The sequence below is a fragment of the Streptomyces sp. CBMA123 genome (assembly GCF_014596465.1).
Classification (GTDB): Bacteria; Actinomycetota; Actinomycetes; order Streptomycetales; family Streptomycetaceae; genus Kitasatospora.
This window is the reverse complement of sequence record NZ_MECK01000163.1, coordinates 1-11,977: the sequence shown is the minus strand read 5'-3', so window position 1 is coordinate 11,977 and position 11,977 is coordinate 1. Positions and strand designations below refer to the sequence as shown.

General features: G+C 74.5%; 14 protein-coding genes. 8 read left to right on the top strand and 6 right to left on the bottom strand.

Annotated elements, in window-relative coordinates:
* Nucleotides 1–403 precede the first annotated feature (403 nt).
* Together BG452_RS19605 and BG452_RS19600 are read left to right on the top strand one after the other, a co-directional pair.
* Nucleotides 404–940 carry a kinase gene (locus BG452_RS19605; protein ID WP_188305637.1) on the top strand — a complete coding sequence of 179 codons (537 nt, stop codon included), beginning with the start codon at nt 404–406 and terminating at the stop codon, nt 938–940.
* 137 nt (nt 941–1,077) lie between these two features.
* The gene (locus BG452_RS19600) at nt 1,078–1,500 is read left to right on the top strand and encodes a carboxymuconolactone decarboxylase family protein (RefSeq protein ID WP_188305636.1); all 423 of its coding nucleotides are present in this window, start codon (nt 1,078–1,080) and stop codon (nt 1,498–1,500) included.
* Nucleotides 1,501–1,521: 21 nt separating this feature from the next.
* Here BG452_RS19600 and BG452_RS19595 read toward each other — a convergent pair whose 3' ends face one another.
* Nucleotides 1,522–2,343 (bottom strand): hypothetical protein, encoded by an 822-nt coding sequence (locus BG452_RS19595; RefSeq protein WP_188305635.1) that lies wholly within the window; start codon nt 2,341–2,343, stop codon nt 1,522–1,524.
* A 59-nt stretch (nt 2,344–2,402) separates the two neighbouring features.
* Nucleotides 2,403–2,780, bottom strand: coding sequence for a hypothetical protein (locus tag BG452_RS48115; RefSeq protein WP_188305634.1), 378 nt, complete (start codon nt 2,778–2,780; stop codon nt 2,403–2,405).
* Nucleotides 2,781–2,854: 74 nt separating this feature from the next.
* Between BG452_RS48115 and BG452_RS19585 the strand changes: the two genes are divergently transcribed.
* Entirely contained in the window at nt 2,855–3,130 is a 276-nt protein-coding gene (locus tag BG452_RS19585) for a M15 family metallopeptidase (protein WP_188305633.1), read from the top strand.
* Between the two features lie 316 nt (nt 3,131–3,446).
* Nucleotides 3,447–6,230, top strand: a complete 2,784-nt coding sequence (locus BG452_RS19580; RefSeq protein WP_188305632.1) for a M4 family metallopeptidase — start codon at nt 3,447–3,449, stop codon at nt 6,228–6,230.
* Between the two features lie 58 nt (nt 6,231–6,288).
* Here BG452_RS19580 and BG452_RS19575 read toward each other — a convergent pair whose 3' ends face one another.
* Complete coding sequence (locus BG452_RS19575) at nt 6,289–6,717, bottom strand: hypothetical protein (RefSeq protein WP_188305631.1); 429 nt, start codon at nt 6,715–6,717, stop codon at nt 6,289–6,291.
* Nucleotides 6,714–7,889, bottom strand: coding sequence for a peptidylprolyl isomerase (locus BG452_RS47715; RefSeq protein WP_317621134.1), 1,176 nt, complete (start codon nt 7,887–7,889; stop codon nt 6,714–6,716). The genes BG452_RS19575 and BG452_RS47715 overlap by 4 nt, the downstream gene beginning before the upstream one ends.
* Nucleotides 7,890–8,078: 189 nt before the next feature.
* On the opposite strand from BG452_RS47715, the gene BG452_RS19560 reads away from it, so the two are divergent.
* The gene (locus BG452_RS19560; RefSeq protein WP_188305638.1) at nt 8,079–8,294 is read left to right on the top strand and encodes a hypothetical protein; all 216 of its coding nucleotides are present in this window, start codon (nt 8,079–8,081) and stop codon (nt 8,292–8,294) included.
* Nucleotides 8,295–8,338: 44 nt separating this feature from the next.
* Nucleotides 8,339–8,614: a hypothetical protein gene (locus BG452_RS19555; RefSeq protein ID WP_188305630.1), complete on the top strand. Its 276-nt coding sequence runs from the start codon at nt 8,339–8,341 to the stop codon at nt 8,612–8,614.
* Nucleotides 8,615–8,695: 81 nt separating this feature from the next.
* Here BG452_RS19555 and BG452_RS19550 read toward each other — a convergent pair whose 3' ends face one another.
* On the bottom strand, nt 8,696–10,042 hold the full coding sequence (locus BG452_RS19550; RefSeq protein WP_188305629.1) for an ALF repeat-containing protein: 1,347 nt from the start codon (nt 10,040–10,042) through the stop codon (nt 8,696–8,698).
* 164 nt (nt 10,043–10,206) lie between these two features.
* Here BG452_RS19550 and BG452_RS19545 point away from each other — a divergent pair, with 164 nt between their 5' ends.
* Nucleotides 10,207–11,142, top strand: coding sequence for an NAD-dependent epimerase/dehydratase family protein (locus BG452_RS19545; protein WP_188305628.1), 936 nt, complete (start codon nt 10,207–10,209; stop codon nt 11,140–11,142).
* Nucleotides 11,143–11,157: 15 nt separating this feature from the next.
* On the opposite strand, the gene BG452_RS19540 is transcribed toward BG452_RS19545, so the two are convergent.
* Nucleotides 11,158–11,487 (bottom strand): DUF1330 domain-containing protein, encoded by a 330-nt coding sequence (locus BG452_RS19540; RefSeq protein ID WP_188305627.1) that lies wholly within the window; start codon nt 11,485–11,487, stop codon nt 11,158–11,160.
* Nucleotides 11,488–11,663: 176 nt separating this feature from the next.
* On the opposite strand from BG452_RS19540, the gene BG452_RS19535 reads away from it, so the two are divergent.
* Nucleotides 11,664–11,977 (top strand): hypothetical protein (locus BG452_RS19535; RefSeq protein ID WP_411292973.1); only part of this gene is annotated, 314 nt, incomplete at its 3' end.

Sequence of the window (11,977 nt, the reverse complement as noted above, 5' to 3'; positions counted from 1 at the left end):
GCCGGCGCGAGGCCGGGGCCGGGGCCGCCGCCGGGTCGGCTGCGGGCTCGGGCACGGGCGTGGGTTCGGGTACGACAGCTGCTTCCGGCGCAGCTGCGGGCGCGGGCGCGGCCGCCGGATCCGGCGGCGGATCGGTGAACGCGGCGCTCTCGTTCTCAGGCGCGGACAAAGCACTCCCCCCAAGGGAACATTCTCGGAATCTCGCACGCGGGCCACTGTCGGGAATCCGCTCCCCCCGCGGCTTCCCGGACCGTCCATCACGTGCCTCACCAGGCAGTATGAGAGTCCGATGACATTCATGCCAACGAAAACAATCACCGCACTCCCGCCCAATGCCCGATGAAACGGACAGTCCGTGATCCAACCGCAACAGGCGGGCGGGACGCGGCGCTACGGTGGCCCGGTGACGGGCAGTCGGAACACGGTGCTGGTGGTGCTGCGCGGGCCGAGCGGGGCGGGCAAGTCCAGCGTCGCCGCCGGGCTGCGGGCCGCGTACGGGCGGGGCGTGGCGGTCGTCGGGCAGGACCTGTTGCGGCGCACCGTGCTGCGCGAGCGCGACGTGCCGGGCGGGGCGAACATCGGCCTGGTCTCCCTGGTGGCCCGGCACGCGCTGGACAGCGGCTTCCACGTCGTGGTGGAGGGCATCCTCGCCGCCGAGCGCTACGGCGCGATGCTCGCGGGCCTGGTCGCCGACCACCGGGGGCGCAGCCACCTCTACTACCTGGACGTCGGCTTCGCGGAGACGGTGCGCCGGCACGCCACCCGGCCGCAGGCGGCGGAGTTCTCGCCCGGGGACATGGCCGGGTGGTACCGGGAGCGGGACCTGCTGCCGGGCGGGGTGGAGCGGGTCGTCCCGCAGAGCAGCACGCTGGCGGGGACGGTCGCCCGGATCCTGGCCGACACCGCGCTGACCCCGCCCGGGTGGACGCCCCTGCCCTGACGGCGCGACGGGGTGACGGCGTGTCGTACGGGCCAGGCTTGAGTTGGAGTGCACTCCAAGTCCTACGGTTCCTTCCGTGGCCAGGGCCGGTCGGCCGGGGCCGCGACACCAGAACGGTACGAGGAGAGGACGGGGACATGGGCGTTTCGGAGCAGGGGGCCGGGCAGCGGCAGGAGCGGTTCGACCGGGGCATGGAGATGCTCACCCGGGTCGACGGCGAGGGCGGCCGGCGCGTGGTGGACGCCCTGGCCGACATCAACCCCGAACTCGCCCACCAGGTGGTCGCCTGGGGCTTCGGCGACATCTACAGCCGCCCCGAACTCGCCCCGCGCGACCGCCAGTTGGTGACCCTGGGGATGCTCACCGCACTCGGCGGCTGCGAGCCGCAGCTGGAGGTCCACATCAACGCCTCGCTCAACGTCGGCCTCACCCCCACCGAGATCACCGAGGCCCTGCTGCACGCCGCCGCCTACTGCGGCTTCCCCAAGGCGCTGAACGCCACCTTCGTCGCCAAGAAGGTCTTCGGCGAGCGCGGCCTGCTCCCGGTCACGGCCGGCTGACGCCCCGCCACGGGCCCGGGTTCAGGACTGCGCCTCGTAGCCGAGGAGGGCCTTGCCGACGGCGTCCCGCAGCGGGCCCTCGAGGTCGACGAGCTGCTGGCGGTCGGTGGAGCGGCCGTCGGACCACTGGCCGAGGCTGACGAGCATCGCGCGGCCGCTGCCGCTGAAGGCCTGGACCATGCCGCTGTCCGGCGGGAGGGTCGGCAGGCCCGAGGCGGGCGGCGGGGCCTGGGCGCCGACCTCGAAGTCCTCGAAGTCCTCGGACAGCCGGGTGACCGTGTGGAGGGCGTCCAGCTTGTCCCTCATGGTGAACACGGCCAGGTTGAACTGGTCGTTCCGGGCGTCCTTGTAGAGGGCTACCTGCTCGCCCACACAGCCCTGGCCCGCCTTGATCATGGCGATCAGCCGGGAGCCGACCGAGTCCGGCTCGGTGCACGAGGGCAGGGTGGCGGAGGCGACCCTGGTGAAGACGGCGCCGGAGGGCGAGCGCACCTCGGCGGGGAAGACCTGGTCCAGCGGTATCTGCGGACGGCCCGCGGCGGCCGTCGGACCGGCGGCACCGGTGGTGGCGGTGGTGGCGACGGCCGGGACCGCCATGGTCGGGGCGGCCGGCGCGGCCGGCGCGGCACTGTCCTCGGCGGACGGCACGAGCTGCAGGCCGATGGCGACCACGGCGGCGGCGCCCACGGCCAGGGCGGCGTTGCGCGGCCAGACCCGCCGGGACGGCGGCGCACCGGCCGGGCGGTTCGCCGCCTCCTGCTCCGCGGCCACGGCCTTCACGAAGTCGTCCCACTGCTGGTCATCGGACTTGCTCCGGCGCTGGTCCGGATCGTCGTTTCGCATACCGACGTACCGTAGTGATCCCGACTGACAGATCCATCCCGTGGACGGTCACATCTTGATCAACTTGTGGCGCTCCGGGCCGGGGCGGCGGGGTGCGGGCGGTGCGAGGATGCCGGGATGACGTATTCGGCTGCACGTGACGCGTTGGAGGGCCTGGCGCTCGGGGACGGTTTCGGGGAGCGGTGGTTCCCGCTGTTCCGCACACCGAAGGTGGCGTTCACCCAGATCCGGGCCCGGCGGGTGCCGCCGGAGACCCCGTGGCACTGGACCGACGACACGGCGATCAGCCAGCCGCCGGCCATGCCGACGGCGCTCAGCAGGGCGAGGGCGTAGCCGCTGGCGTTGAGCAGGGAGTCGAGGATCTCCTGCCGAGAGGGGGCCTCGGAGCGGTAGCGGGGGTTGGCGGAGGTCAGCGGGCAGTTGGGGACGTAGCGCATGCCGAAGTAGACGACGGCCAGGCAGAGGGTGCCGGTGGTGACGGCGAAGAGGGTGTAGCTGAGGGTCAGGCGAGATGAGCGTCACCTCCGGCTGGCGCAGCAAGGCCTACCAGCAGCGGCTGCTGGACAAGGCGGTGGAGAAGTACGGGAGCCTGGAGCGGGCCCGGCAGTTCGTGAACACGCCGGAGAAGTCGGCGCACGTGGCGGGCAAGGCGGTGGACCTCGGCCCGACGAACGCCGACTACTGGCTGATCCAGCACGGTGCCCGGTGCGGGCTGTGCCAGGTGTACAGCAACGAGGTGTGGCACTTCGAGCTGCTCACCGCGCCGGGCGGGACCTGCCCGGCGTAGCTGCCGGACGCGGCGGGGTGAGGGCGGGGTGACGGCGGGGGCGGCTGGGGGCGGGGCGGTGGCGCCGGGCGGCGCGGCCCGGAGCTCCTCGGGTCTGCGCGCCTCGGACCTGAGCATCCGTCAGCGGGCTGAACGGATCGCCCGCGGCGGGCCGTGGACGGGGTGGGGGTGTCGGCACGGTCTTGATAGGCCGTCAATCGACATATGTCGCCTGACTGCTTATGGTGGGTACCGCGACGCGCCACCGTGCCGTCGCACCCCCGTACCCGCACGCGAGAGGACCGCCGTGCCCCAACATCCGCGTACCGCCCGCGCGTTGGCCTTGGCCGCCGCCACCGTGGCGCTGGCCCTGACCGCGCCGCCCGCCCTGGCCGCGCCGGCCCCGGGTCCGGACACCGACCCGGTGCCCGCCCTGGTGGCCGGCCAGGACACCGCCACGCCGCAGCTGGTGACCGGCCTGGACGAACCCGCCCCCGGCGACCCGGTCCAGGCCGCCCGGGCCCACCTGGCGGCCCACCCCGAGCGCTACCGCATCGACACCGGCGAACTGACCGAACTCGCCTCCACCCCCGGCCCGGACGGCCGGCGCACCGTCAGGTTCGAGCAGCGCCACGGCGGGATCCCCGTCCTCGGCGGCCAGTACCTGGTGCACCTCGCCGGGCAGGGCGTCGGCCAGAAGGTCGAGTCGGCGGGCGGGCGCTACTTCACCGGCCTGACCGCCCCCACCACCCCCGCCGTCCCGGCCGAGGTCCTGCGCCGCACCGCGATCGACTCGCTGACCGACCCCCAGCAGCGCACCGGCGCCACCGCCGAGGACCTCGGCGCGGTCGTCCTGCCCGGCGGCCCCGGCCGCCTGACCGAGCACTACACCGTGCGCCCCGGGGCCGGCGGCACCGCCCGCGAGGTGTACGTCGACGCCACCGCCGGCACCGTCGCCCTGGCCCACGACACCCGCGCCCCCAGCCCCGCCGCCGGCCCGGCACCCGGCCAGGCCCCCGCCGCTCAAGCTCCCAAGACTCAAGCCCCCAAGGCCCAGGCCCAGACCCAGACCCAGACCCAGGCCCAGGCCCAGGCCCCCGAGGATCGAACTCCCGGGACCCAGGCCCCCGCCGACGGCCTCCAGCCCGCCACCGGCACCGCCCCCGACGCCCACGGACGCGCCACCGCCGTCCACATCGCCAAGCGCCCCGACGGCGGCTACCAGCTCACCGACCTCACCCGCCCCGGCGCCCTCACCACCTACGACGCCGGCGGCCGCGACGAGGGCGACTTCGACGGCACCGTCCCCGCCGACGCCGCCCCCGCCTCCTCCCCCACCCCCGACTTCCCCGCCGCCACCGGGGACGACGGCGCCACCGACGCCCACGTCAACGCCGGGATCGTGGACGACTTCTACCGCGACCGGCTCGGCCGCAACGGCCTGGACGGCCAGGGCGGCCCGATCGTCTCCGTGGTCAACGTGAGCGACCACGGCAAGCCGTTCCCGAACGCCTTCTGGGACGGCCGCAAGATGGTCTACGGCTCCCTCGGCGACGCCTACTACCCCTTCTCCGCCGCCCTGGACGTCTCCGGCCACGAGATGACCCACGCCGTCATCGACCACACCGCCAACCTGGTCTACTTCGGCCAGTCCGGCGCCATGAACGAGGCGATCGCCGACTACTTCGGCAACGCCATCGAGGTCACCGCCCGCGGCCTGGCCATGGACGACCCCACCGCCCCGCTGCTGGGCGAGAGCCTGTGCCGCACCGGCACCCCGCAGGCCTGCGCCCAGCGCCGCCTGGACGACCACCGCACCACCGTGGACGACTACCTGGGCACCCTCGACGTCGACCAGGGCGGGGTGCACCTCAACTCCACCATCTTCGGCGGCGCGCTGTGGGACGTGCGGCGTGGCATCGACCCGCTCACCGCCGACCGGGTCGTCTACCACGCCCTCGCCGACTACCTCACCCCCACCGACGACTTCCTGGCCGGCCGCAACGCGGTGCTGGCCGCCGGCCGCGACCAGGGCCTGGACACCCGCCAACTGCGCGCCATCGCCGCCGCGTTCGACGCCCACGGGATCCGGGCCGGCTGGCAGCACCGGCTCGGCACGGACGCCCGCACCCTGCTGACGGACATCCCCAACAGCATGTCCAGCCCGGTCGCCGCGAACGGGCACTGGGTGATCCTGGCCAACGGGCCCGACGGCAACGGGCTGTACACCGGCACCGTCGACGGCCGTGGCAAGCCCGTACGGCTCAGCCCCCAGGACGGGCGCTTCCACAGCTGGGCCGCCACCGACGGCACCACCGCCGTCTGGGAGGCCCAGGGCGGCCCCCAGGGCCCGGGCCGAGAGATCCTGACCGCCCCACTCAGCGGCGCCGGCCCGGTGCGCAGCCTGCTGCGCACCACCCAGAGCCTCGACGGACTCCAGGTCTCCGGCCCGGACATCGCCTACGTGCTCGACGACCCCCAGGCCCACCGCACCCGGGCGTACCTCGTCCACGACGGGGCGCCGGCCGTCGAACTCCCGCTGCCCGAGGGGCACGGCCTGTCCGGCCTGACCCTGCGCGACGGCCTGCTCGGCTGGACGGAGACCTGGCAGGACGGCGGACAGCAGGTGGACGCGCCGACCGTCTACTCCGTCGCGGCGGGGAAGGTCACCGCCCAGTACACCGCACACGCCCCGGCCGGCTCCGGGCCCAGCCGCCCCTCCTCCACCCTGCTGGCGGGCGGGCGCCTGGTCTGGCTGGACACCCCCGCCGATCCGGCCGGGCGCAGCACCATCCGCTCGGGCGCGGTGGACGGTTCGGGCATCATCGACGTGCTGCCCGCCGACTCCCCGCAGGCCCCCCGGTTCGCCACGCTGACCGCCTCCGACCAGGCCGTCAGCTACCAGCTGACGTCGCAGCCGCCGGCCGGCGGCTGGACCAACGCGGCGCTGCCCAAGCTGTGGCAGGTGCCGCTGGCGGGCGGCGAGCCGCAGCGGATCTCCTGCGACCGCGGTGGCCAGTACGCGGTGGCCGCCGACCGGGGCACCCGGGTGGTGTGGCTGGACGCCACGGCGGGCCGGGCCGACCTGGTGACCCGCGAGCGGCCGGCGGGCGGCTGCTGAGCCGGCGCCGTCCGCGCGGATACCGGAGCGATCCCCATCCGAGGTGAATGACGGATCGTCAGTTCCGTTGCCGCCGCCCGTGATCCTTCGGGCGGCGGCTCGGCGCGTCGCCGTCCAGGACGGCGAGCACCTCGCGCACCGCCACCCGTCCGGCCCTGCGGTACGCGTACTCGCTGGTGTCCGTGTCGTGCACCACGGTGCGGTGCACGACGATCGCCAACGCCGCCACAGCACCGGGCAGTTGCTCGGCCAGCTCGGCGCGCACGCCCTCCACCAGGGCGCCGTGGTAGCGGGCCAGCTCCTCCGCCGGCACCGGGCCGCCGTACACGGTGGCGTCGCGGGCGGACTCCAGGTGCACGCCCTCCTCCCACGGCTCGAAGTCGACCGTGGCGTCCGCGACGGCACTCGGGCAGCCGCTCTGGAAGACGTAGCGGGCGCGCACTCCGCGCACCGGGCGGGGCGGGAAGGCCTGCGGCCCGGACGTCATGCGTACGTGATCTCGACCGAGTCGACCACCACGTCCGCCACCGGGCGCTCGTCCTCGGTGGGGGCGGCGGCGATCGCGTCCACCACGGCCTTGGAGGCGGCGTCGGCGACCTGCCCGAAGATGCTGTGCTTGCGGTTGAGGTGGGTGGGGGTGCCCACCGTGATGAAGAACTGCGAACCGTTCGTCCCCGGGCCGGAGTTGGCCATCGCCAGCAGGTACGGCTTGGTGAAGAACAGCTCCGGGTGGAACTCGTCCGCGAAGGCGTAGCCCGGGCCGCCGGCGCCGGTGCCGGTCGGGTCGCCGCCCTGGATCATGAAGCCCTTGATCACCCGGTGGAACACCGTACCGTCGTAGTACGGGCCGCTGCCCGGCTCCCCGGTCCGCGGGTCGGTGTACTCCCGGGCGCCCTCGGCGAGTTCGACGAAGTTGCGGACCGTCTTCGGCGCGTGGAACGGGAACAGTTCCAGCCGGATCGGGCCCGCGGTGGTGTGCAGGGTGGCGAACCGGGCGTTGGCCACGGGTGACTCCTCTTGTCGTCCTTGTTCGGTATACAGAGGGGCATCCTGGCACGTGACTCCTCCCCCGGCTGAAGCCGGGGCTTCTCGCTGACCCTTGCGGGCATCGCGACGGGCCGGCCCGACCCGTAGGACGTTGACGGCTCCCCCTGTGTCGGCGTGCGCCCGATGGCCGCAGACCACGCAGTGGAAGACTTCCTGGCTGGGCCGGCTCTCCGCCGTGACGTGCCCGACGCCTTGGAAGCGGACGCGGGTGACCGGGTCGCGCGGGGTGGAGTCCCAGCGGCAGCCGTCGCCGTCCTTGGGGAAGTCCACCGTGTCGAACCAGTTCACCCCACGGAACCGGGGGTAGCCGGGCGTCTCGCCGGACTTGGCCCGGCGGAAGAAGGCCGCGAACGCCTTGTCCAGACGGCGAAGCGTGGCCTGCTGCGAGGAGAACGACCAGCGGCCCTGCCGCTCCGGGTCGAACGTCCGGATCTCCTTGAGCTGCGCGGACTGCTGCCCGTACCTGATCGACGTCTTCGACGGATGCCGGTAGGCGTCGCGGCGTTCCTGGAGCGCGCCGTTGTAGAGCGAGCAGTGATCCCGCAGCATCTCGGCGAGCGCCTGCGCCTGGCCCACGGTGGGCCTGATGAGGAACTTGTACGCACGGATCACCCGGCCCACCCCCTTACGGCCGACGTGATCAAGCTGGTACACGCCACTGACAACGCAGAGGACTCCGCCGCTTCGCGGCTCCGGGCCAAGGATGCATTCCCTCCCCCGACTGAAGCCGGGGATACCCTGCAAGATCAGGGATGGGAGGATGCACGGCCGAAAGCAGCGAGGGAAAAGGTGGTGACCGTGATGGTCGGAGCGGTGCTGGTCGCGGTGCTGGTGCTGGTGCTCGCCGGGTGCGGGTGCGTGGTGTGGGCCGAGCGCGGCGGGCCGCGCTGGGTGCGCGCGGTCGCGGCGGTGACGCTCGCCGCGGGCGACCTGCTGCGCAGCGCGGAGCAGCGCCGCCGGCGGCGGGAACGGCGGGAGCGGTGGCTTCTGGGCAGGAGCAACAGCGGCGGGGACTGAGGCTGAGCGGTGACGGGGACGGGGACGGGGACGGGGGCTGAGCGGTGACGGACGGGGCGGAGGAGCGGCGGCTGCGGCGCGTGTTCGAGGCGGCGCTGGCCGACGCCGCGGCCGGGCGCGGGGTGGTGAGCTGCCTGGGGCTGGACTGCGAGACCGACGACGCGCTGTTGGCGGTGTACGACGCCGCGATCGGCTACCGCGCCACGGGATCCCGTGAGGAGCTGGTGGCCGCCGCCCGGCGGGCCTTCGAAGGGCAGCTGGACGGCACCAACGCGGCGCGGTGGCACGAGCAGTTGGCGCGCCGGTTCACCGAACGCTGACACCTCGGAACGCGGCGCGTCCCCGGCCGCCGTGGGGTGCACGGCGGCCGGGGACGCGACCGGGGGTCAGCTCCGGGCGGGTCAGCTCCGGGCGGAGCGGCGGCGGGAGACCGCGACCAGCGCCGCTCCCGCGGCCAGGGCCGCGGCGGCGCCGCCGGCCTCCCAGCCCAGGCCCTCGGTGCCGGTGGCGGCGAGCGAGCCGGTGGCGGTGGCGGTGGTCCCGGTGCCGGTGGTGGTGCCGGTGGTGGTGTCGTCGGTCTTGGTCAGGGCGGCCGGCTGGACGGTCTGCGGCTGCTGGGCGCCCTGGTCCTGCTGCCCGGCGGGCTGGTCGGCCGGCTTGTCGGCCGGCTTGTTCGCGGCGGCCTCGTCCGCGGCGCGGGCGGTGGCCCAGCCCTCGGCGAGGAACTTCGCGACGTCGGCGTCGCTGCCCTCGATCGCCTTGCCGGCCGCGGCACGCACGGCCGGGCCGCCGGTCTCGATCAGCTGGGAGACCTTGACCCGGTTGTCCGTGGCGCGCAGCTTGGGCAGGTCGCGCAGGAACTGGGCGACGTCGGCCGGGGTGCCGCTGAGCGCCTTCCCGGCGGCCTCGATGGTGTGCGGGCCGGTGTTCTTGTCGGACAGGGCGACGAACACCGCGACGCGGTCGTCCGAGGCCTGGGCCTTGGGCCAGCCCTCCGCGAGCCACTTCGCGACCTCCGCGTCGCTGCCGTCCAGCGCCTTGGCGGCGCCCTCGCGCACCTCGCGCCCGCCGGTGGCCAGCAGTTGGGAGACCTTCACCCGGTTGTCGTCGCCGCGGTTCTTGGCCAGGTCGACCTGGAGGAAGTGGCGCAGCTCGGCGGCGCCGCCCTTGAGAGCCTTCTCGGCCGCCGCACGCACGCCCGGGCCGGTGTTCGGGTCGGCGAGGATCTTCTGGATCTCGGCACGGTCCGCGTCCTCGGCCTGGGCGGCCGGCAGGTCCTCCGCGAAGAACTTCAGCAGCGCCGCCTCGCCGCCGGCGTCCAGCGTCTTGTTGGCCGCCGCGCGCACGGCCGGCCCGCCCTGGTCCAGGGCCTGGCTGACCTTCACCCGCAGGTCGTCCATGCGGTTCTTGGCCAGGTCGACCTGGAGGAAGTGGCGCAGCTCGGCGGCGCCGCCCTTGAGGGCCTTCTCGGCCGCCGCACGCACGCCCGGGCCGGTGTTCGGGTCGGCGAGGATCTTCTGGATCTCGGCGCGGTCGCGCTGCTCCTGCCCCTCGGGGTCGCTCGCGTCCAGGGCGAGGTGTTCGACGCCGTCGCCGGGGGCGGCGTCCGGCACGGAGCCGGAGGCGGTGTCAGGGCCGGAGACCCCGGCGGGCTGGGGGACGTCGGCGGCGAAGGCCGACGAGGGGAACAGCACGGCGGGGGCCAGGACCGCGGCGGCGACGACAGCGGACACCCGGGGCAGCTTCATGCAGGGAAACCTGTTTTTCCTGTGGAGGTATCTTGAACGCCCGACAGCATAGATCCTCTTTTACTACCGCCATACCTTCATATTTGCCGGCCCTCCCCGGGGCCCGTCCGGACCGGTCCGACACCGCGTCACCGCTGTCGGCGGCACCCCCTAGGGTGGGGCGGGTGAGCTTCCATGTGGTCATCGGACACGGGCCCGCCGGGGCCGCCACCGCCCGCCTGCTGGCCGAACAGGGCCACGAGGTCCGGGTCGTCACCCGCACCGAACACCCCGCCGCCCCCGCCGACGGCGTCGAACACCTCGCCCTGGACGCGAGCGACCCCGTCGCCCTGGCCCAGGCCGCGCGCGGCGCCGTCGCCATCCACGGCTGCGCCGCACCCCCGCTGCCCCAGTGGGCCGGGAAGTGGCCCGCGCTCGCCTCCTCGCTGTGCGCGGCCGCCGAGGACAGCGGCGCCGTACTGGTGATGCTCGGCAACCTGTACGGCTACGGCCCGGTCGAGGGCCCGATGACCGAGGACCTGCCGCTCGCCGCCACCGGCCCCAAGGGCCGGGTCCGGGCCGCCGCCTGGGAACAGGCCCGGGCCCTGCACGAGGCCGGGCGGATCCGCGCCGTCGAGGTGCGGGCCTCCGACTTCTTCGGCCCCGGCGTCACCGACGGCGGCCACCTCGCCTCCCGCGCTCTGCCCGCCCTGCTGACGGGCCGTCCGGTCTCCGTCCTCGGCGACCCGGACACCCCGCACAGCTGGACCTACCTGCCCGACGTCGCCCGCGCCATGGCCGAACTCGCCGGTGAGGAGAGCGCCTGGGGCCGGGCCTGGCACGTTCCCAGCGCCCCCGCCCTGCCGGCCCGCACCATGCTCGACCGCCTCGCCGCCGAGGCCGGCACCGCCCCGGTCACGGTGCGCCGCCTCTCCCCCGCCCTGCTCGCCGTGGGCGGGCTCCTCTCCCCGCTGCTGCGCGAACTGCGCGAGGTCCGCTACCAGTTCGACCGCCCGTTCGTCATGGACTCCACCGCCTACGAGGCCGCCTTCACCGTCCGCGCGACCCCGCTGGAGGAGCAGCTCGCGACCACCGTCGCCTGGTGGCGCGAGCGGTCCTGACCCCTCTCTCGGGGCTCAGTGCCCCGTGAGGCCGTCCGCACCCCGGTACCCGGCCGGCACCCCTTCCGCGATGATCACATCGGCCACCATGTGCCGGGTGCGCAGCGGCAGGATCTCCCGGTACGCGGGCGAGTCGTACCAGGCACGGGCCCGCTCGTAGTCCGGGAACTCGATCAGGATCAGCCCGAGCGGCCCCCAACTCCCCTCCGGGTTCTCGAACGTGCCCCCGTGGACGACGAACCGCCCACCGAAGTCATCGAGCGTGGCGTCGATCCGCTCCAGGTACTCGACGATGTCGGGGCACATCTCGGCGGAGTGGACCTGGGCGAGGGCGAAGGCGGACATCTGCTGCTCCCGATGCGTGTCGGAGGGGCGCTCTGTTGACGCCTCCGACGGTAGGGCGCGGCAGGGTCCGGGCGAATCCGTCACGCATCGGTAGGTGTGACGTACGTACGCCCCTGACGGTTCGTGTAGCATCCGCCCGGCTCGAATACTTGATCGACACGAAGGGGGTGGGGCGGATGCCGGAGAGCACGGAGGACGGCCCGCAGGACGGCAGAACGACGACGCGGCGCCGACGGGCCCTCGCCATCGCGGCGGGCGCGTGCGCCCTCGGCGCGGCCGGACTCGGCGGGGCACTGCTGCTCACGGGCTCGGCGGGCAGCGCCCCGGCGGCCACGTCGACCCCCTCCCCGGCGGCCTCGCCGTCCGCGTCGCCCACCGCCTCACCCACCGCCTCGCCGTCCGCCGAGACGCCGGCCCCGCCTGCGCTCCCCACCGACACGCCCACGGCCGCCCCGGTCGCCGACGAGGCCCAGGCCGCGCCCGAACCCGC